Source organism: Spirochaeta thermophila DSM 6192, assembly GCF_000147075.1.
Classification (GTDB): domain Bacteria; phylum Spirochaetota; class Spirochaetia; order Winmispirales; family Winmispiraceae; genus Winmispira; species Winmispira thermophila_A.
On record NC_014484.1, the window covers coordinates 881,083 to 901,831 of the forward strand.

Genomic DNA, 20,749 nt, shown 5'->3' on the forward strand with positions numbered 1-20,749 from the left:
CGCTGTTCAGGTCTCGAGTCTGTCGAGGAGGTGCTGGATGTGGGTGTTCTTGAACCCCCTCCTGAAGAACTCCTTGAGCACGGATCTCGCCTCCTCCTTCTGATTGAGATGGAGGTAGCAGTCGGCGAGTTCTATGTAGATCTTGGGGTTCTCGGGATCGAGCCGGAGTATGGTGTTGAGGGATTCCGCTGCTTCGCGGTATTCCTTCCTCGCCTTGTGCACCATGGCGAGGCCGAGGATGGCGTAGCTGTCGAATTCTATGTTGAGGGCCTGGTGGTAGTACTCCTCGGCCCGCGCGAGATCCCCGAGGTGACGGTAGGCGTCACCGGTGCGGGTGAGGATGACCTTGTTGTGGGGGTCCTTCTCGAGGATACGCTCCCAATACTGGAGGGACCTGCGGTGATCGCCCACCCCTCGGTAGCAGTCGGCCAGGCCGAAGAGGGCGTAGAAGTTGTGGGGATCCTTCTCGAGAGCCTTGAGGAAGTAGGGGATGCCTCTCTCGTACTGTTTGAGCTTTCTGTGACAGTTCCCTATTGCCGTGAGCACTCTGATGTCGACACGGTCCCTGTCCCTCTCGAGTATGGCCTCCCAGTAGCTGATCGCGGTTCGGTAGTCCTTGAAGTCGTAGTGCAGGTGGCCGAGTCCGATGAGGGCGTAGGGGTTGCCCTCGTCGAGTTCGAGCACCTTGAGATAGAGTTCCTTGGATCGTTTGAAGTTTCCTGTCTTGCGATAGGCGTCGGCCACCCGGGTGAGGACCGTGACGTTGGTCTCGTCGTACTTGAGGTATTTCTCCCATATCTCGATGGCCTCGCGATAGCGTTCCTGGGCCTTGTAGCAGTCGGCCAGGCCGAAGAGGGCGTAGTTGTTGCCGGGGTAGTAACGCAGGCACTCCCTGTAGTAGGAGACGGCGCGGTCGTGCTCGCCCTTCTTCCTGTAGGCGTCTCCCAGGCCCACGAGGGCGTAGTTGTTGTGTCTGTCGAGCTCAAGGATCTTCTCGAAGCGGATGATGGCCTCTTCGGGTCTGTCCTGCTTGAGGAGGGCGTAGCCTTCTTGCGAGAGCTGGAGGATCTTTTCGTCCACCTCCTGGATGAGGTCCTTTCCCATGGGGAAGTCCTCCTCATAGGATGGTCGGTGTTCCCTGATCTCCTCATTCATGACGCACGTTCCCCTCTTCGTGTAGCCAGTGTCGTATGATTCCCGCGATCTTCTGCGTGATCGATTCGATCTTCCTCTTGTTGCCGCTGAGATAGTATAGTTTCATGGCGTCGATCGGTTTGTCGTGCTTCATATACCAGTCGCCCACCCTCACAAGACCGTCCTTGTAGTCGCAGGTGAGGAAGATCTTCCTCGCCATATCGACCTCTCCCCGGTTGAGGAGTTCGTTGCCCTTTCTGATGAGCTGTACCCTGTCGGACTGGCTGAGAGAGGGAGCTGAAGGCCGCTCGGTAAGCCTGAAGAATCCTCCAGGAGGTATGTGCGCAAGAAGCTCATCGTCTTTTTTTCTTGGGTCTCTGTCCTTTTCCACCGACTTTACCATATGCGTGGATGTTTTTCAACCAATTTCTACAAAACCTCTAAAATCTCCAAAAGTATCATTTATTCAAGATCGGCACGGCGTGTTGATTGTTAAGTAAAACATAGTAAAGGGAACAGGAAAATGCAAGCTTTTCCCTAGATGGTCCCCTTGGTGGACATGCGGGACCGTGAGGTGCCGCGCGGGGTGTACGCCTCTTCGAGGGCCTTGCCCCAGGCCTTGAAGAGGGCCTCTGCGATATGGTGTCCGTTCTCTCCGTAGAAGGCCTCGAGGTGGAGGTTGATGCGGGCGTTGTTCACGAATCCGAGGAAGAATTCCTTGAGGAGGAAGAGGGGGAAGTCGCCGGCCTGGGCTTGGGGGAATGTCACCCTGTACACGAGATAGGGGCGCTCGCATACATCCACCACCGCCTGGCACAGGGCGTCGTCCATGGGGATGATGGCGTAGCCGTAGCGCCGGACGGCTTCCACGCGCTGGAGGTGCTCCCTGAAGGCGCTGCCCAGCACGATGCCTGTGTCCTCCACGAGATGGTGCGGATCGACCTCGATGTCGCCCTGCGCCTCGAGTTCGAGTCCGAAGCCGCCGTGGAACGAGGCGGCGTGGAGGAGGTGGGTGAAGAAGGGGAGGGGGGTGTTGAGGGAGATCCGGTCGGGATTCCCGGGGTGGAGGCTGAGGGTAATCCGGGTCTCCTTGGTGATCCGTTCGATGTGGATAGGGTTCTCCACGGCGTCTCCTTTCAGGGGGAGGGTTCTGTAGTTTCAATATCGAGCATTTCGAGGAATTCCTCAATCTCCTTGTAGTGGAGCTTGTAGTAGGCGGGGTTCGCCACGAGGTAGACCCGGATGCGGGCGAGTTCCTGGACCACGTAGAGGTTGTTCGCTTTGAGGGTGGAGCCTGTCTCCACGAGGTCGACGATGTAGGGGGCGAGGCCGAGGACCGGGGCGAGCTCCACCGAACCGGCCAGTTTGATGACCTGTACGGCCACGCCGAGCTTGTGGTAGTAGGTCCGGGTGAAGTGGGGGAACTTGGTGGCGATGGTGAGGGGACCGGATCCTGCGGGTGGCGGGGTGTCCTTCCGGGCGGCGAGGCACATCTTGGTGGAGCCGAAGGGGAGGGGAGCGAGCTTGAGCAGGTCGGTCTGGCTCTCCGTGAGTACGTCTTCGCCGCAGATGCCGAGTCCGGCGATCCCGTGACTCACGTAGACGGGTAGGTCGCTGTTCTTCACCAGAAAGAAGGTGAATCTGCCGGAGGTGTCTTCTATGACGAGCTTACGGTCGTCCTCGTCGGGAAAGATGATGCCGTAGCGTCCGAAGTGGTCCTGCACCTTCTTGAGGAGCCTTCCCTTGGGAAGGGCCATGGTGAGGCGGTCGCTCATATGCGCTCCTTTCGTATGCGGGCGAGGATGGAGGGGGGGATGAATCGATGCGGGTCCCTTATGAGGGGTTCGAGCTTGCGGAGCATGAGGGAGTATCCCACGGAGGGGCACTCGAGGCCGAAGTAGGAGAGGAGGGAGTCGTAACGCCCTCCGGAGACCACGGCCGCATCGGCGCCTTCCACGTACACACGAAAGGCGATGCCGGTGTAGTAGTCCTGCCCCCCTGTCTCCGAGAGGTCGATGCGCAGGAGGGATCCGGGTACGCCCTGTGAGGTGAGGGCTTCGACGAGCGATGCGAGGGCTGCCACTTCCTCCCCGAGGGCGGTGGGGAGGTCACGGACGAGGGAGGTGAGTGTGGGGATCTCGCCGGGTTCTCCTATGAACCAGAAGAGCCGACGGTGGTTCTCTATGTCTCTCTCGTCCCAGCCTGCCTGGGTGAGGATCCGCGTGAAGAGGCTGCGATCGCGGGTGGCGATGGCATGGGCGATGCGGGAGGAGAGTCCGTCCGGGAGGGAGGAGAAGGCGAGGGAGAAGAGGCGTTTCGATCCTATGTGGAGGGTGTGGGGGGGGAGATCGAAGAGGGAGAGGGTGTGTGCGAGGAGGGTGAGGATCTCGAGGTCGCCTTCGGGGCCCGGGAGGCCGAGGAGCTCGACCCCCGCCTGGAAGTACTCGTCGTGGGATATGTCCTCCTGGCCTTCGTGCCGGAGGATGGTGTCGGCGTAAAAGACACGAAGGGGGAGGTCTTCGGGGGCCACGGTGGTGCCGAGCTGTTTCGCGAGGAAGAGGGTGATGTCGGATCTGAGCATGAGGATGTCGCCTTCCCGGTCGACGAGGCGGTAGGTCTTGGCCTGGACGGCGGGGTCGAGGAGGGGACGGTAGATGTCGAAGAAGTCGAAGACCGGGGTCTGTACCGGGAGATAGCCTTGCGAGAGGTAGAGGTCTTCCAGTGTCCGGACCACGAACCGATGGAGGAGGGCTTCCTCCTGGAGGAGCTGCTCGGTGCCCCGTGGAATCTGGAGGCGCGCCCGGGCGGTTTCCGTGGTCTGGGCGAGTGGGAGGTCGGGTCGTGCGTGGTTGTTCTTTCTCTGCATCGCGGTCTCCAGTGGTCTGTGGGGGCACTATAGCACAATTCGATAGAAAGATACATACGACTGACCGAAGTGTTTCTCCTTGAAGCGTTCGAGCCTCCCCGGTGTCCCGGGGAGGGGGTCCTTTGAGGGGTGGTGGATGAGGATCACGGTGGTCTCGTGCAGGAGGGCCGAGGAGGAGACGAGTTCGAGGAGGCGGTCCTTGTGGGGGTAGGCGAAGGGGGGATCGAGGTAGATCACGTCGAAGGGGGAGGTGGCGTGCCGGATGTAGTGCTCGGCGGGTTCGATGAGGATGCGGCCGTCTATCCCGAGTTCGCGCAGGTTGCGTTCGAGGACGGGTCGTTTCCTCCGATCCTTCTCCACGCACACGACAGGGGAGGCGCCGCGGGAGGCCGCCTCGATGGCCATGATGCCCGATCCCGCGAAGAGGTCGAGGAAGGATCGGCCCTCCATGTTCCCCAGGGAGGAGAAGAGGGCCTCGCGCATGCGGGCCATGGCGGGGCGGATGATGCCGGGGGGGCATAGAACGGTGCGGCCTTTGTGGATGCCGCCGGTGATGCGCATGGGTTTCATGGGTGCCTCCTAGAGGGCGGGTTCCTTGTCGGTCCGTTCGATGAGGGTGCGGATGAGGGTGTGTTCGGGCCTGAGGAGGCCGGGGTCCCTCGCGAGGAGGGCCTCCACGTCCTTCCGCACCTCGTGCATGAGGGGGGCGTCCCGGGTGAGGTGGGCGATCCGGAGCCTGAGGTGGCCGGCCTGGATCGTGCCGTCGAGGAGGTCGCCGGGGCCGCGTATCTCCAGGTCCTTCTCGGCGATGAGGAAGCCGTCGGTGGTTTCTTTCATGGTGCGGAGTCGGGCCTTTGCCTCTTCGGTGAGGTCGGGGCTGTAGACGAGGAAGGCGTAGGATTGGCGGTCGCTTCGCCCTACTCTCCCACGAAGCTGGTGGAGGGTGGCGAGGCCGAAGCGTTCGGCGTGTTCGATGACGATGCAGGTGGCGGTGGGAACGTTCACCCCCACCTCGATGACGCTGGTGGCCACGAGGATCCGGATCGTTCCCTGCATGAACTCCCGCATGATGCGTTCCTTCTCTTCGTCGGGGATGCGGGAGTGGATGAGGGCGACCTTCCACCGGGGGTATCGGCGGCGCAGGAACTCGACCATGGATTCGGCGTTGCGCAGCTCGAGCTTCTCGGATTCGCCGATGAGGGGGTAGACGAAGTAGGCCTGATGTCCCTTCTCGAGCTCCTTCTCGACCCAGGTGTAGACCTTTTCCTCTTTGCCGAGCACGGCGAGGTGGGTGCGGACGGGTTTTCGGCCGGGGGGCATGGTCTTGATGGTGCTCATGTCCATGTCGCCGTAGAGGGTGAGGGCCATGGTGCGGGGGATGGGGGTGGCGGTCATGAGGAGGAGGTCGGGGTGGGAGGCCTTCTCGAGGAGTCGGGCGCGTTGTGAGACGCCGAACTTGTGCTGTTCGTCGATGATGACGAGTCGGAGGTTGCGGTAAGCCACGTCGTCGCTGAAGAGGGTGTGGGTGCCGATGACCAGGTCGACTTCGCCGCGGAGGATGGCGGAGAGGAGGGTGCGGCGGGCGGCGGGTTGGAGGGTGCCGGCGAGGAGGGCGGTGCGGATGCCGAAGGGGGAAAGGAGGGTGTGGGCGGTCTCGGCGTGCTGAAGGGCGAGGAGCTCGGTGGGGACCATGAAGGCGACCTGGTGTCCGGCTTCGATGTAGGGGAGGGCGGCGAGGAGGGCGACGAGGGTCTTGCCGCTGCCGACGTCGCCCTGAAGGAGGCGGGCCATGGGGCGGGGGCTCGTGGTGTCGGCGTAGATCTCCTCGAGGGCCTTCTCCTGGTCAGGGGTGAGGGGGAAGGGGAGGGAGCGTCGGACGCGTTCCTGGAGGGTGCGGGGGAAGTGGACGGGGGCCTGAAGCTGGGTCTTTCGTTTCATGGCCGCGCGTACCACGATGACCTGGAGGAAGAAGAGTTCCTGGTAGATGAGGCGGGTGCGGGCGCGGGTGAGGGCGGCCCGGTCGGGGGGGAAGTGGATGGCGGCGAGGGCCTCGGGGAGGGGGGGGAGGGAGCGGGCTGCGAGGAGCGAGGGGGGGAGGGGGTCGTCGAGGAGGGGGAGGTACTGGCGGAGGGCGGCCTGCACGGCGGAGCGGAGGATGGTTTGGGGGAGGTCCTCGGTGGTGGGGTAGATGGGAAGGATCTTCCCGAACTCCTTCGGGCTCTCGGTGTAGGGTTCGATGATGAAGCGTGTGGACTGGAGCTTCCCGTAGCGCATCTCGAACTGGCCGCTCACGAAGACCTTCATCCCCGGGGAGAACTTCCGGGAGAGGAAGTTGCGGCCGAAACAGACGAGGGCGGCGAGCTCGGTCCCGTCGTTGATGAAGATGCGGAGTACGGGGTTGGAGGGCTTCCCTATGTAGTCCATGAGGGTGATGGTGGCCACGGTGGTGGCCTTGCCGGTGGCGTGGGCCTCGGCGAGGGAGGTGAAGGTGCTGCGGTCCTCGTAGTCGCGCGGGTAGTGCTGGAGGAGGTCGCCCACGGAGCGTATGCCGAGCTTGTGGAAGTGCCGTGCGGTCTTGCCTCCTATGCCGGCGAGGGTGGTGATGGGGGCGCTGATGTCCTCCAGGAGCATGGCGGCTCTAAAAGGGAAGGAGGATGAGGGCTCGGGTCACGAGGGAGACGAGGGCGTTCCCTGCGAGGTTGAGGAGGAGGAAGAGCACCCCGGTGATGAGGAGTCCCGTGCGGTATGAGAGGGGTCGGGAGGTACGCCAGAAGAAGTGGGAGACCGAGTAGGTGAGGGGGGAGAGGATGTTGTCGAGCGTGAACCAGAAGGGCCCCACGGAATTGGCGCGGAAGGCGATACCAAGGAGTCGGACGGCAATGAGTATCACGAAGAACATGAGGATGAAAGAGACCGCGAACCAGAGTCCCCCTACGATGATCGAAAGGATCTGTCCTACGTAGATCCGTCCCGTGCGGGCGAGACTCAGGAAGATGTTCCCCAGCACCGAGAGGGCGAGGAGGGCGATGATGGGGGAAAAGTCGAAACGTTCGGTCCGGAGGAAGCCGATCCTCCTGAAGAGGGCGAGGTAGGGGTCGGTGATCCGATAGAGCAGGAACAGCGCCTCCCCTCCCGAGGGGTAGAACCAGGAGAGGAGTATCCGAATGATGAGTATCAGACTGTACAGTGTGACGAGGGCGGAGAGGGTATAGAGTATCGTCGCGATCATGACATCCTCCTTTCGATCTTCATGGGCTCACTGGACCCATATCTCTTGCACGTACTCCTCTCTCCGGAGCTGATCGAGCAGGTCCCTCGAAGGCGATGTGGTGATGTGGACGGACGCCTTCACCACCTGTTCTTTTCCCGAGGAGAGGGGTACGTGGAGGAACACCTGACAGCGGCCGCGGTGCTTGAGGATGAGTTCCCGGATCTTGAAGAGGTGGTCTTCCGGTACCTGGGGACTTGCGAGCCTGATGTGGACTTCCTGTGCGCCCACGGGGGGCAGGTCCTTCGGATCGAGCATCTCTTCCACGATGAACTTGTAGTCATCACGGTTCCTCTCCACACGTCCCCTGCATGCGACCACGGTGTCCGGGACGAGGGGGGAGGAGAGTGCCTCGTATACGTTGGGGAAGAAGACCGCCTCGATGCTCCCTCTGTAGTCCTCGATGGTACCGAAGGCCATGCGGTTCCCCTTCTGGGTCGTGATTTCGCGTACGGTCTTGAGGACTCCCATGAGCTGGTAGGTCCTCGAGGGATCGGTCCTCTCCGGATGGGAGAGATCGAGGTTCACCCCCTTCTCCCATATCTCGCGCAGGTGGTCGAGGGGATGGGATGAGAAGTAGAAACCGAGAAGTTCCCGCTCGTAGCGGAGCTTCTCCATGGTGTCCCAGTCTTCCACAGGGGTGAACTGGAACTCTTCCCGGATCTGGGTTTCGGTCTCCTCGAAGAGGAAGCCCTGAGAGGCCTCCTGCTGCTCCTTTATGCGGTTCACGTGGGCGAGAAGGGCCTCCAGGTTGTGCATGAGTTCCGCCCGGTTGGGATGGAGGCTGTCGAAGACCCCTGCCTGGATGCATGTCTCGATCACCTTCCGGTTGACGGTGCGCAGATCCACTCGGAAAAGGAAGTCGATGAACGAGGTAAAGGGTCCTTCCTTCCGCTTGCCGAGGATCTCCTCCACTGCAGCGGTCCCCACGTTCTTTATGCCCACGAGGCCGTAGACGATCTTCCCGTCCCGGACCGTGAAGTAGCGTTCGGAGGCGTTGATGTCGGGAGGGAGGACCTCTATGCCCATCGCCCTGGTCTCGCCGATGTATTGGGCGAGCTTGTCCGGGTTGCCGATCTCGTTCGTGAGGTTCGCGGCCATGAACTCCGCGGGATAGTGGGCCTTGAGGTAGGCGGTCTTGTAGGCGAGTACGGAGTAGGCTGCGGCGTGGGACTTGTTGAACCCATAGCCTGCGAAGGGGATGAGGAGATCGAAGAGTTCCTCGGCGAACTGGCGGGAGTAGCCCTGGGCCACCGCCCCTGTGATGAACTTCTCCTTCTCCTTCGCCATGACCTCGGGCTTCTTCTTCCCCATGGCCCGGCGGAGGATGTCGGCTCCGCCCAGGGTGTAGCCCGCGATCTTCTGGGCGATCTGCATCACCTGTTCCTGGTAGACGATGACCCCGTAGGTCTCCTTGAGGATGGGTTCGAGGTCGGGGTGGGGGTAGGTGATCTTCCGTCTGCCCTGTTTCGCCTCGATGAACTGGTCGATGAACTGCATGGGCCCGGGCCGGTAGAGGGCGTTGAGGGCGATGAGTTCTTCGATGCTCTCCGGTTTCGCCCTGCGGAGGATGTTCTGCATACCCTCACTCTCGAACTGGAAGACGCAGGTGCTCTTCCCCTCGGCCAGGAGCTGGAAGGTCTGTGCGTCGTCTTCTGGTATGCGTTCCGTATCGAAGTCGGGAGTGTGCGTGCGGACGAGCTCCTCGGTGTGGGTGATGAGGGTGAGGGTCTTGAGTCCGAGGAAGTCCATCTTCACGAGCCCGCAGTCCTCGAGGTGTTCCATGGAGTACTGGGTGGAGATGTCGCCAGTCTTGGGATCCCGGTAGAGGGGCACGTAGTTGGTGAGGGCTTCCCGGCCGATCACGATACCCGCCGCATGGGTGGATGCGTGACGGCTGAGGCCCTGGAGCACCGAGCCTATCTGGAAGAGGCGCGTGTAGGTCTCGTCCTCCTCGGCGAGGCGGGCGAGTCTCGGTTCCCTCTGGATGGCCTCCTCGACCGATGATGCATCGCCCATGAGCTTGGTGAGTTCGTTCGCCTCGGCGAAGGGGATCCCGAGCACCCGGGCCACGTCCTTGATCACGGCCTTGGGCTTGAGGGTCCCGAAGGTGATGATCTGAGCGACCCGGTCCTTTCCATACTTCCGGGTCACGTAGTCGATCACCTCTTCGCGGCGCGCGTAGCAGAAGTCTATGTCGAAGTCGGGCATGGAGATCCGTTCGGGGTTGAGGAATCGCTCGAAGAGGAGGCCGTACTTGAGCGGGTCGATGTTGGTGATGCCCAGGGCATAGGCCACGATGGATCCGGCCCCGGACCCTCGACCCGGGCCCACGGGGATGCCCTGTTCCTTTGCGAAATGTACGAAGTCCCACACGATGAGGAAGTATCCGGTGAAGCCCATCTGGATGATGATGGACAGCTCGAGGTCGGCCCGCTCGCGGATCTCTCGCGTGATCTGATGATACCTCTTCTTGAGGCCCTCGTAGGTGAGGTGTCTCAGGTAGGCCTCGGGCGAGTCGAATCCCTCGGGGATATGGTATTCGGGGAGGAGGGGACCGGGGAATGGTATCTCGAAGGCGCAGCGTTCCGCGATCCGTACGGTGTTCTCCAGGGCCTCGGGGATGTCCTCGAAGAGGCGGGCCATCTCCTCGGGCGACTTGAGATAGAACTCCTGGGTCTCGAACCGCATCCTGTCCTGGTCTGAGAGCTTCTTGTTCGTGCCGATGCAGAGGAGCACCTCGTGGGCCTCGGCGTGTTCCCTGAGGAGGTAGTGCACGTCGTTGGTGGCCACCAGGGGGATGTCGAGCTCCTTCGAGAGTTCCACCAGGGTCTTGTTGACGCGTTTCTGCTCGGGGAGGCCGTGATCCTGGAGTTCCAGGTAGAAGCGGTCGGGGCCGAAGAGGTCCCGGTAGAACCGGGCGCGCTCGCGGGCTTTGTCGATCTGGCGGCCGAGGATGAGGGAGGGAATCTCTCCCCCGAGGCAGGAGCTCAAGGCGATGAGCCCTTCGTGATGTGCGGCGAGGAGTCCGTCGTCGATACGGGGTTTGTAGTAGAAACCAGTGAGGTAGCTCTCGGTCACGAGCTTGAGGAGATTGAGATACCCGGTGTAGTTCTCGGCGAGGAGGATGAGGTGGTAGTTGGCCGCGTGGTCTTGATCCTTGAGGGTGCGGGATTCCGGGGCCACGTAGCATTCGCATCCGAGGATCGGGGTCACTCCTGCCGCCCTGGCCTTCTTGTAGAACTCTATCATGCCGAAGAGGTTGCCGTGATCGGTGAGGGCCACGGCGTCCATGTCGAGTTCCTTCACCCTCTTGACCAGGTCCCCTGTCTTGATGGAACCGTCGAGCAGGCTGTAGTCGCTGTGTACGTGGAGGTGCACGAACGGATGGGTGCTCATGACCCTACACTATATCCCGAAACCGGGGGGCGTGCAACATGGGAGGCTGCAGAGAGGAGGCCGAGCCCGGCCGCCATGTGTGTAATGTGTTTATCGGTATGAAGATATGACCGTGAGATCGCTCAGGCATAGCTCACGTTGAGGAGGAAGGTGTGGAGGAGGTGCAGGGCCTGCCGCTGTTCGTGGGGGGAGAGGCCGTACTGCTCCTGGGCGATGAGGGCCTCGGCTTCGTCCAGGGTGCGTGTCATCTCCCGTTCCGGAAGGGGGAGACGTTGGCCGGAGAGGAGTCCTTCCAGGTCGGCCATCCGGATGGGGAGGGGGTGTCGGGTGTGGAAGGCCCATCGGATCTCCTCGAGGAGGGAGCCCTCGCTCCGGGCGAGGCCGTAGAGGGTGAGTGGACGATCCATGCGGTGGGGCGGCGTGGCGGAGAAGAGGTGGGTGTGGGTCCAGGGGACTCGGGGGATGCGGATCCGGGTGAGGATCTCGTCTTCGTGGAGGAGGCTGAAGCCCTGCTGATTCCTGATGGCGGAGACGGGAATCCACCTGCTCCTCGTGGATGTGCGGATCTCGACCACCGCGTCGAGGAGGATGAGGGCGGGCGAGATCCCGAGGCTCCTGTCGGGTATGGTGAGGTTGCCGCCCATGGTGGCGTTCCACCTGACGGTGGGGGGGGCCGCGAGGAGGAGGGCCCGGGTGAGGAGGGGGGGGAGGACGGCGCGGGCCACGGTGGAGAGATGGCCCTGGCTCACCATGGCGCCTATCTCCAGATACCGTTCCGTGCGGATGATTCGGCTCAGTTCCGAGACCCGCTGGAGCGTGATGATGGGTCCCTGGAAGCGGGTCCAGGTGCCGCTCATGGCGAGGTAGGTACCCCCTGCCATAAGGACGGCCTCGGGGCGCTTCCGGGCGAGGAGGAGGGCGTCTTGCAGGTCTTGGGGATAGTAGATGGCGACGCCGGAGTGTCTAGTGGTGTCCATATCGCCTCTGCCTGAATCGGAGGGCCTTCACGAGGGCCCGGGTATACTCCTCTGGGGTGATGCACGTGCAGGGAAACCGTTCCACGTGTTCCCTCATGCCCCTGGGGTCCGTCTGATGGTGCTCGGCGTATACGAGGAGACTGTGACCGAGGAGGATGCGGGAGGGGGCGCAGTGCCCGCAGGGGAAGACCTTCTCGGCGTGGAATCCCTTCTCCAGATCCACGTAGTCGGGGGTGGAAGAGAAGCCTGCGATCGTGAGGATACGACGCTGTTGTACCGAGAAGAGGGGGACCATGCAGGCGAGGGAGAAGACGTCGTCGATGAGCACCCCGCATCGTCCGCAGTAGCCGCTACCGCACGACCCCTTCACCGCGGTGATCCGGAGTTCACTCTTGAGGAAGGAGTGCAGGTCCATGAGGGGATCCACCTCCTGTTGAAGGTGGACGTGATCGAGCTCACAGGTGAGCAACATGGTGCTCTTCTCCCTGGATGAGGGTGGTTGAGCCCTCCCCATGGAGCTGGAGGAGGGCGAGATCGAGGGCGGGTGGGATGAGGGCGAAGGGGAGGTTCCCCGCGGGGAGAGGGACCGTGTTCTGGGAGGGGAAGAAGTGTATCTCTATGTTCGGAAGGGAGACGTCGGGAGAGAGATCGCTTCCCCACGAGGAGCGTCTCATCGAAAGGGCCGTCAGGGTGTTCTGGATGAGGGTCCGCCTGAGGCCCTCGGGAGAGAGGATCCGTCCGGCATCGATGCAGAGCCAGATCTTCACGATCCGAGGGACGGGGGTGAGCGGGGTGGCCCGCACCTCCACCATGCCCACGCCCCATGCCTTTTCACTGGGAGGGAGGAGGTGATATCCCTGGGTGGTGGGTTTGACCCTCGTCCCCCTCGCATAGACCGAGAGGTGGATGGGGAGGGGGGTACGGAATCGTTTCTGCTGGAGTTCCCTGCATGCCCTCACCAGGAGCCCGGTGAAGAGCCTCACGTTTCTCCCCATGGATGAGGGGCCTCCTGCGGGAAGGTCGGAGGTCCCCTCGAACGAGAAGGTGATCTTCCCCTCCGATATGCCGGTGTACTCCTTGATGAGGGATGTCCAGACCTCACGTAGTTCCGGATGTTGCGGGAGGTGGGTGCTTCGTACTACGAGCGTTCCGTCGGTCTCCAGAGAGAGGGAGAGGGCGGCGCGTCGCCACCTCTCGGGGAACGAGAAGAACCCGTGCCAGAGGCCTGCGACCGCGAGACCCATGCCTCTCCTCGGTTCGAAGGGGAGGGCCTCTCTCTTTGATGCGAGGCGTTCGACCGTGAACTTGCGCGGGAAGTCGGCTTTCCGGGTGGCTTCCCGGACGAGGGTACGAAGCGCGTCGAAGGAAGGGTCTCCCCGGAGGTGTGTGAGCCTCCACTCCTCGGGAGAGACCCCGGCCTTGAGTGCCAGGTGGTTCATCATGTCCTCCACGGCACGGGCGATGGGCACATCTCCCAGGCCGGCGAAGAACCCAGTGGGAAGGAGGTTCGTCCGGACGGCGCGTATGGTGAGCCGCATGCTCTTCCATCGGTAGAGGGAGAGGATGGCGGAGAATGCCCGATCGACCATCTCCCTGCTGAAGGGCGCGATGTACCCTGCATCGATGGAGATGAGGAGGTCGACCTTCCTCACGGCGTTCCGGGCGATCCAGGCGGTGTACTGGAGAAGTACCGAGGGGGCCTTGCTGCCGTAACGGCTCATCTCGTGGGGGGATAGGTGCAGCCTACACGGGCGCCCCGTTGTGCACGTGACGAAGGCCGCATAGGCGGAGCAGAGGAGGGGTGTGAGGACGTCCGCATCGTAGAGATGTTCCTCCCTGAAGAGGTGCACGTGGATCTTGGAGGAGGGCTTGCCGCACACATGGGCGACGGTGTCTCGGACGAGCGAGGGCCACGGACATGTGGTGGCGATGTGGAGTACTCCGTCAGCGAGGTAGGCGACGATGGTCTCCTCGCGAAGTGGCGGCAGGGACTCGGACGGGACGAGGATGCGGCCTTGTACGATCTCCGTCTCCGGTTCCTCCTCCCAGGGACCCCGTGTGGCGGTTCGAACGTGCGCGATCTGGTGTCCCAGGGCCTCTTCCGGCGAGACGGTGGCGGGGAGTTCCTCGTACGTCACCTGTATCCTCGAGAGGATCTCCCGCATCTCCCGGGAGGAGGGTGCGACGACGAGGAGGATGGGTTGTCCTTCATAGAAGACCTTGTCTTCCGCGAGGAGAGGGATCTCTTCATCGAGGATGGTGAGGGTGGGGCGGGGGAGGTCGGGTGCCCGGATGATGCCGATGGTGGAGGGGAGGTCCTGAGGGGGCTGGATCTCCTTGATCTTTGCGTGGGCCCTGGTGGACCTGAGGATGCCCACGTGGAGCATCCCGGGGAACGAGAGGTCGAGGGGATGAGCGGCCCCTCCGGTGAGTACGGTCCTCAGATCCCTGAGCATCATGGCCTTTTCCTGTAGGCGGCGTCTCCCGTCTCCAGGACCGAACGGATCACGTAGTCCACCTCTTCGTCCGAGAGACCGGGATAGAGGGGAAGGCTGAAGGACCGCTGGTACACCTTCATGGAGACGGGGAAATCATCCGGCGAGAGGTGATAGCGTTCGCGGTAGTAAGGCATGAGGAAGAGAGGGATATAGTGGACCGATGTGCCGATACCCCGCCGGGTGAGGCTTTCGACATACTCATCCCGGGTGATGGAGAGGAGATCCTCCCTGATCCCAAGTATGAACAAGTGCCAGGCGTGTTCCTCCGGGGCGTCGGGAAGTATGAGGTAGTCCCTGGTGGCGAAGGCCTCCAGGTAGCGGAGGGCGATCCTCTTCCTCTCCTCCCTGAGCTTCCAGGCCTTGCGGAGCTGCACCCGGCCTATTGCGGCGAGGATGTCGGGCATGTTGTACTTGAATCCCGGTTCCACCACCTCGTAGTACCACGCGGCCCCGGCCGTTCGATAGCGATTCCATACGGGCCTGTCGATCCCATGGAGCCTCATGAGCCTCACACGCCTCGCATACACCTCGCTCGCGGTGACCACCATGCCCCCCTCACCCGTGGTGATGGGCTTGGTGGCGTAGAAGGAGTAGACCCCCAGATCCCCGATGGTGCCGAGCGTCCCCAGCGGGGTCTCCACTGGAAAGGCATGAGCAGCGTCCTCCACCACCGCGACTCCGACGGTGCGTGCGATCTCGAGGAGCTCCGCCATCCGGGCCCCGCGTCCTGCGAGGTGCACCGGCAGGACGACCTTCGCCTTTCGAACCACCACGGGGTCCTTCAGTGCACGTTCCACTTCACGGGGATCGATGGTGAGGGTCTTCTCATCGATGTCGCAGAAGAGGACCTCCGCCCCGAGGTAACGGGCAACTTCGGCCGTGGCGGTGAAAGTGTAGGGGGTGGTGATCACCAGATCCCCTTCCCGGACACCCACGGCCTCGAGGGCCAGGTGGAGCCCCGCGGTCGCCGACTGTACTGCGCACGCATGCGGAACTCCCACTGCCTTGGCGAATTCCTCCTCGAAGGCGAGGGCCTCCTTCCCCGTGGTGAGCCAGCCGCTCCGTAGGACCCTGAGCACCGCCTCTTCTTCCTCCTTCCCTATGTGGGGCCGGGCGAACGGAATGGTGTAGGAGGGGGATGCCTCGCTCATGCCGAACGCCCCACCAGCACCCGATAGGAGGAAAAGTATCTCGCGAGTACCTCCGTGAGGTGCTCCCTGTTCCGGTAGAGGTACTCCTTTCCCGGTACCCGGAAACAGATGGGCCGGAGCTCCTCGACGATCCTCTCCACCGGGAGGTTCGCCCCGCCGTTCCTCACCACCTGGAGGATCCCGGGATAGGGGGTGGGCTTGAGTTCCTCGTCCTCTGCGGTGAGGGTTTCGTGTTCCTTCTCTCCAGGACGAAGACCGATGTACTCGATGGGGATGTCACGGTGGGGTTCGAACCCGTAGAATCTGATCATCTGTTCGGCGAGGTCCTGGATCCGGATGGGCTTTCCCATGTCGAGGACGAAGAGCGCGCCCTTCTCCGTGACCCCTCCCGCCTTGAGGATGAGGGATGCCGCTTCCGGTATGGTCATGAAGAAGCGGGTGGTGCCGGGGGTGGTGATGGTCACGGGTCCTCCGGTGAGGATCTGTTCCTTGAAGAGCGGCATGATGCTCCCCCGGGATCCGAGTACATTGCCGAACCTGACCACCATGTAGGCACAGACCTCCCCATCGCCGGAGAGCACGATCTCCTCGGCGATCCGTTTCGAACAGCCGTACACGCTCACCGGGTCGGCCGCCTTGTCGGTGGAGACGAAGACGAACCGTTGCGTCCCGGCGGCACGGGCCGCATCCACGAGGTTCCTGGTGCCGAAGACATTGTTCTTGATGGCCTCCACCGGGTTCGCCTCCATGAGCGGCACGTGCTTATGGGCAGCACAGTGGAAGACCACGTCGGCCCTGAGGCGCTCGAGGATGTAGAACATGAAGTCCCTGTCCTGGAGCTCCCCGATGATGGGGACCACCGCGGCCTTCTCCCCGACCCCTTCCTTCTGCAGGAGGCGGAGCTCCCGGTCGATCTCGTAGATGCTGTTTTCCCCATGGCCGAGGAGGTAGAGGCGCTGCACCCCTCCGAAGAGGAGCTGGCGCGCGAGCTCGCTCCCGATGCTTCCCCCCGCCCCGGTGATGAGGACCCGCTTCCCCCGAAGGTACCTGAGGGCCTCGGAGAGATTGATGGTGAGGGGCTCCCGGGGGAGGAGGTCGACGGGGTCTATCTCCTTTGTCTGGATGAGATGTGCCTCGCCGTCAAGGATCTGGGATATGGTGGGGAGGATGCGGATGCGGCTGAAGCCGGCCTGCTTGAGGGCCTCGTAGATCCCCTTGAGGACCATGCGCGAGGCACCCGGCATGGCGATGAGGGCCTCGTCGTGAGGTCTATTGCCGAGGACGGGCAGGACGTCTCGTATGGGACCCAGCACCGGAACCCCCATGAGTTTCGTGCCGATCTTCCCGGGGTCGTCATCCAGAAAAGCCGCCACGGATCCGAAGATGCCCTTCTCCTGGATCTCCTTCGCAATGGCCGTACCGGCCAGCCCTGCGCCTATGATGTAGATTCGCGATGAACCCGTCGTCTTTCTCATACGGCCGCCTCTCTCGATCGAGGGTCTCCGGACCTGTCCATACCTTCATGACCTGTGATATAGTGTACATAGAGAGTACACGAGAAGGTCTCGCCCTTCAACTCATCTCTTTACATGTTAAGCTATCGGTTTTTTTCTTCCGATAGACAAGAGTAAGGAGAGATCCATGGATCGGAAAACCCTGCTCCTCATGATATTCATAGGCGGTTTCGCGTGGACGAGCGTGGCCTCCCAGAACGTGTGGCAGGGGACCGCCACCGTCTCGCGGTACGGCGACTTCCCCGCCGGCGGGTACTACGCTGCATCGAACGCGTTTCCGCCCAACACCTTGGTCGAGGTGACCAACCTCGAGAACAGTGCCACGATCACCGTGATCGTGACCCAGCCCTTGAAAGAGGAAGGACTCCTCCTCCTCCTCTCCGGGGATGCGGCCCGCGCCCTGGGCATCCCCTCGGGCACCATCGCCAGGGTGAGGGCGGTGGAGAAGTCCAGGGTCACGGCGGGTACAGCATCCGGAGGAGCAGGAATCACGTCCGACATCGATTTCAATCCCGGAGCCACCATCCCCGAGAGCGCCCTCAGGCCCACCCCCACCCCCACCCCCGTCACCCCTCTCCCCACCCCGCGCCTCCAACCCGGCTCCGTCCCCCTCACCGCCTCCCTCCTCGAGCCCTCCCCACCCGCACCGGTCCCCACCACGCCCTCCACCCCCGCACCGACCCCCACCCCCGCCCCCGAACCCGTCCGCACCGAACCCACACCGGCCGCCACCCTCGCCCCCACACCCGCGCCGGCCCCCACCCCGACCCCCGCCCCCGAACCCGCCCGCACCGAACCCACCGCACCCCCCACCCCCACCCCCACCCCCACCCCCACCGTCCCCGTCCTCACCCCCACCACCCCCCCCACCGAACCCCTCCTCGCCCAGCTCTCCTCACGCACCCCCTCCAAACCCCTCCGACTCCCCCCCCGCACCGAGAACCCCTTCCTCTTCCTCACCGAACCCGAGACCACCCTCGACCTCTCCGAAGCCGAGATCGAACTCCTTGAGGAACCCGAACCCCCTGCCGAGGTCACCACGAGCACGCCGCAACCCACCCCCACACCGCAGCCCACCCCGACCCCTGCCCCCACCCCGACACCCGCATCCGCACCGAGCCCCCTCATCGCCCTCACCCCGCCCCGGCCCCTCACCCCCACCCCCACCCCCACCCCCACCCCCACCCCCATCCCCCTCGACGACCCGCCTCCCGTCCCGTCCCCTCAGCTCGCACCCGAACCACCCCATGCCCCCTCCCTCGCCTTTGCCCCACCCCTCCTCGAACCTGCCGCACCCGCACGCGATGAGGCCCTCGTGGAGACCCTCACCCCCCCCACCATACCCGACACCGCCCTCGTCGTCCCCCAGGAAGAACCCACCCTGGCCGAGGCCCCACCCACTCCCACCCCCACCCCGATCCCCCCTGAAGGAGAGGTGGAACTGGCCCTCGTTCCCGCCGAGGAACGCCCCCCCGTCGCCCCTACCCCGAGTCCCGAGGAAGAGGCCATCGAGCGCATCATCGAGCAGCTCCCCCCCGCCCCCACACCCACCCCCACACCCGCCCCTGTGGTGTCCGAGACCAGTCTTCCCCTTGTCGATTCCCTCGATCCAGGTGCATATTACCTCCAGATAGGGGCCTTTCGACGCCCCCAGACAGCCCTGCACCTGGTACAGAGGATCCGCGCCACCTATCCGGTGGTCGCCTATCCCTCAGTGGGGCCGGAAGGCACGACCCTCTACCGCATCCTCGTCGGCCCATTAAGCGAGGACGAGAGCGGCACCCTCCTGTACTGGTTCAAGGCACAGGGCTTCAGAGACGCTTTCATCCAACGGGGGAGGTGATGACCGAACAGGAAGCCAAGAAGGAGATCGACCGTCTCGTCGAGCTCCTCCAGCGTGCGGACTACGAGTACTACGTCCTCGGCCGCCCCCACCTCACGGATCAGGAGTACGACAGCCTCTTCGATCGCCTCAAAACTCTCGAGGCCCAATTCCCGCACCTCAAGCGAGCTGACTCACCCACCCAGCGTGTAGGTTCCGACCTCACCGTCGACTTCCCCGAAGTCGCACACACCATCCCGGTCCTGAGCCTCGACAAGGCCTACACCGAGACCGAAGTCCTCTCCTGGATCGAGAAGACAGAACGCGCCGCGGGACGACCCCTCGGATGTGTCATCGAAGAGAAGATCGATGGCGTCTCCCTCGTCCTCTACTACCGGGGCGGGATCCTCGACAGAGCCGTCACCCGCGGCAACGGAAGGGTGGGGAACGACATCACCCCCAACGCCAGGACCATCAGACAGATCCCCCTCCGCATCCCCGAGACCGGGGAGGTGGTCGTGCGCGGTGAGGTCTACCTCCCCCTCCAGTACTTCGACGAGATCAACGCCCGGATGGAAGTCCCCTACGCCAATCCACGCAACCTCGCAGGCGGCGTCCTGCGCAGGAAGAACAGCGCCGAAGTCGCCCGGGTACCCCTCCACTTCCTGGCCTACGACGGCTACCTCCCCTTCCCGGTCGCCACCTACACGGAGAGCCTCGACCTCCTCATCGAGTGGGGCTTTCCCGTCAACCCACGACACGAGCGCATCCCCGCCGGCACACCCGACCGGGCCGAGCGCATCCGCGCCTTCATCGAGAAGGAACGCACCGAGCGGGCGACCCTCGACTACCAGATCGACGGCCTCGTCTTCAAGGTGAACGAGCTCGACGTCCGGGACCGCCTCGGGTACACTGGCCACCACCCCCGGTGGGCCATCGCCTACAAGTTCGAGGCCCCCCAGGCCGTCACCGAGCTTGTGCGGATCGACGTCCAGGTGGGACGCACCGGCCGTGTGACCCCGGTCGCCAGGCTCAAGCCCGTGGAGCTCTCCGGCTCCACCATCTCCAACGTCACCCTCCACAACGAGGACTACGTCCAGGCCCTCGAACTCGCGCCCGGCGACCTCGTGGCCATCTCCAAACGCGGCGACGTGATCCCCGCCATCGAAAAGGTGGTGGAGAAGAACGAGGAGGGCGTACCGGTCTGGCGCATGCCCGAACACTGCCCCGAATGCAGCTCCCGTCTCGAACGAAGGGGTGCCCACCACTTCTGTCCCAACCGGTCGTGCCCTGCCGTGATCACGGGCAGGCTCAAGTTCTTCGTGAGCCCCAAGCAGATGGACATCCGCGTCCTGGGGAACGAGACCATCGACTTCCTGGTGGAGAAAGGCTACATCAGGCGTATCCCCGACCTCTACACCTTCGACTACCGGAGACTGCTGGACGAACCCGGCTTCGGAGAGAAGAAGATCAACCTGATCGTCCAGGGCATAGAGGAGAGCAAGCGACGGCCCTTCTCCACCGTGCTCGTGGCCCTCGGGATCCCCGATGTGGGACCGAGCGTGGTGGAGACCCTCATAAGGGGCGGCATCACGGGCATCGACCGGCTCCTGGAGATCGCGGACAGAGGCGACGTCGATGCCCTCACCCGCCTCGAAGGCATAGGGGAGAAGACCGCCCGGCAGCTCATAGAGACACTGCGGGACCCCGAGTGGCGGAAGGAGATCGAGGAACTCAGGAAGGCGGGCCTCTCCTTCGAGGAGGAGCGACCCGAAGCGGTCTCCGGCGGCCCCTTCGAAGGCCAGGTCTGGTGTGTGACGGGGAGCTTCCGGCACTTCACCCCCAGGAGCAGGGCAGAGGAGCTCATCTCCTCCCTCGGCGGCAGGGTGGTAAGCAGCGTCTCCTCCAAGACCACCCACCTCCTCGTGGGCGAAAACCCCGGCTCCAAGCTGGAGAAGGCCCGTTCCCTCGGGGTACAGCTCGTCACCGAAGACCAGTTCATCGAGATGCTCAAAGGCGCGGGAGTGGATCCACTCGGTTGAGAAAGGGAAGGGGCCCTCGCCTCACGGGAGGAGGCTTCCGGGCCCCATCGTCGACCTGACCTCTTCGCTTTCCGGTTC

Annotated in this window: 16 protein-coding genes; 2 read left to right on the top strand and 14 right to left on the bottom strand. The window is 63.4% G+C overall.

Annotated features, from left to right (window positions below; all coding sequences use genetic code 11):
• Window positions 1–6: 6 nt before the first annotated feature.
• The 14 genes from STHERM_RS03940 to STHERM_RS04005 form a co-directional block, all read right to left on the bottom strand.
• Window positions 7–1,155 carry a tetratricopeptide repeat protein gene (locus STHERM_RS03940; RefSeq protein ID WP_013313591.1) on the bottom strand — a complete coding sequence of 383 codons (1,149 nt, stop codon included), beginning with the start codon at window positions 1,153–1,155 and terminating at the stop codon, window positions 7–9.
• Entirely contained in the window at window positions 1,148–1,525 is a 378-nt protein-coding gene (locus tag STHERM_RS03945; RefSeq protein WP_237223353.1) for a hypothetical protein, read from the bottom strand. The genes STHERM_RS03940 and STHERM_RS03945 overlap by 8 nt, the downstream gene beginning before the upstream one ends.
• Before the next feature lie 146 nt (window positions 1,526–1,671).
• Window positions 1,672–2,259, bottom strand: coding sequence for an imidazoleglycerol-phosphate dehydratase HisB (gene hisB / locus STHERM_RS03950; protein ID WP_013313593.1), 588 nt, complete (start codon window positions 2,257–2,259; stop codon window positions 1,672–1,674).
• Between the two features lie 11 nt (window positions 2,260–2,270).
• The gene (gene hisG, locus STHERM_RS03955; protein WP_013313594.1) at window positions 2,271–2,909 is read right to left on the bottom strand and encodes an ATP phosphoribosyltransferase; all 639 of its coding nucleotides are present in this window, start codon (window positions 2,907–2,909) and stop codon (window positions 2,271–2,273) included.
• Complete coding sequence (locus STHERM_RS03960; RefSeq protein WP_013313595.1) at window positions 2,906–4,000, bottom strand: ATP phosphoribosyltransferase regulatory subunit; 1,095 nt, start codon at window positions 3,998–4,000, stop codon at window positions 2,906–2,908. The genes hisG and STHERM_RS03960 overlap by 4 nt, the downstream gene beginning before the upstream one ends.
• Window positions 4,001–4,027: 27 nt before the next feature.
• Window positions 4,028–4,570 carry a 16S rRNA (guanine(966)-N(2))-methyltransferase RsmD gene (gene rsmD / locus STHERM_RS03965; protein WP_013313596.1) on the bottom strand — a complete coding sequence of 181 codons (543 nt, stop codon included), beginning with the start codon at window positions 4,568–4,570 and terminating at the stop codon, window positions 4,028–4,030.
• Window positions 4,571–4,579: 9 nt separating this feature from the next.
• Window positions 4,580–6,631: an ATP-dependent DNA helicase RecG gene (gene recG, locus STHERM_RS03970; protein WP_013313597.1), complete on the bottom strand. Its 2,052-nt coding sequence runs from the start codon at window positions 6,629–6,631 to the stop codon at window positions 4,580–4,582.
• 7 nt (window positions 6,632–6,638) lie between these two features.
• The gene (locus STHERM_RS03975) at window positions 6,639–7,229 is read right to left on the bottom strand and encodes a YggT family protein (protein ID WP_013313598.1); all 591 of its coding nucleotides are present in this window, start codon (window positions 7,227–7,229) and stop codon (window positions 6,639–6,641) included.
• A gap of 27 nt (window positions 7,230–7,256) precedes the next feature.
• Window positions 7,257–10,667 carry a DNA polymerase III subunit alpha gene (gene dnaE / locus STHERM_RS03980; protein ID WP_013313599.1) on the bottom strand — a complete coding sequence of 1,137 codons (3,411 nt, stop codon included), beginning with the start codon at window positions 10,665–10,667 and terminating at the stop codon, window positions 7,257–7,259.
• 122 nt (window positions 10,668–10,789) lie between these two features.
• Window positions 10,790–11,644, bottom strand: a complete 855-nt coding sequence (locus STHERM_RS03985; RefSeq protein WP_013313600.1) for an FAD binding domain-containing protein — start codon at window positions 11,642–11,644, stop codon at window positions 10,790–10,792.
• Window positions 11,631–12,116 (bottom strand): xanthine dehydrogenase subunit XdhC, encoded by a 486-nt coding sequence (locus tag STHERM_RS03990; RefSeq protein ID WP_013313601.1) that lies wholly within the window; start codon window positions 12,114–12,116, stop codon window positions 11,631–11,633. Before STHERM_RS03990 ends, STHERM_RS03985 begins: the two co-directional genes overlap by 14 nt.
• Complete coding sequence (locus STHERM_RS03995) at window positions 12,100–14,103, bottom strand: xanthine dehydrogenase family protein molybdopterin-binding subunit (RefSeq protein ID WP_013313602.1); 2,004 nt, start codon at window positions 14,101–14,103, stop codon at window positions 12,100–12,102. The genes STHERM_RS03990 and STHERM_RS03995 overlap by 17 nt, the downstream gene beginning before the upstream one ends.
• Window positions 14,100–15,293 (bottom strand): DegT/DnrJ/EryC1/StrS family aminotransferase, encoded by a 1,194-nt coding sequence (locus STHERM_RS04000; RefSeq protein WP_013313603.1) that lies wholly within the window; start codon window positions 15,291–15,293, stop codon window positions 14,100–14,102. Before STHERM_RS04000 ends, STHERM_RS03995 begins: the two co-directional genes overlap by 4 nt.
• Window positions 15,290–16,768 carry a polysaccharide biosynthesis protein gene (locus STHERM_RS04005; RefSeq protein ID WP_013313605.1) on the bottom strand — a complete coding sequence of 493 codons (1,479 nt, stop codon included), beginning with the start codon at window positions 16,766–16,768 and terminating at the stop codon, window positions 15,290–15,292. Before STHERM_RS04005 ends, STHERM_RS04000 begins: the two co-directional genes overlap by 4 nt.
• Before the next feature lie 166 nt (window positions 16,769–16,934).
• On the opposite strand from STHERM_RS04005, the gene STHERM_RS12645 reads away from it, so the two are divergent.
• Window positions 16,935–18,650, top strand: a complete 1,716-nt coding sequence (locus tag STHERM_RS12645; RefSeq protein WP_013313606.1) for an SPOR domain-containing protein — start codon at window positions 16,935–16,937, stop codon at window positions 18,648–18,650.
• A complete protein-coding gene (ligA, locus tag STHERM_RS04015; protein ID WP_013313607.1) occupies window positions 18,650–20,671 on the top strand; it encodes an NAD-dependent DNA ligase LigA in 2,022 nt (673 codons plus the stop codon). The genes STHERM_RS12645 and ligA overlap by 1 nt, the downstream gene beginning before the upstream one ends.
• Window positions 20,672–20,749: the final 78 nt, after the last annotated feature.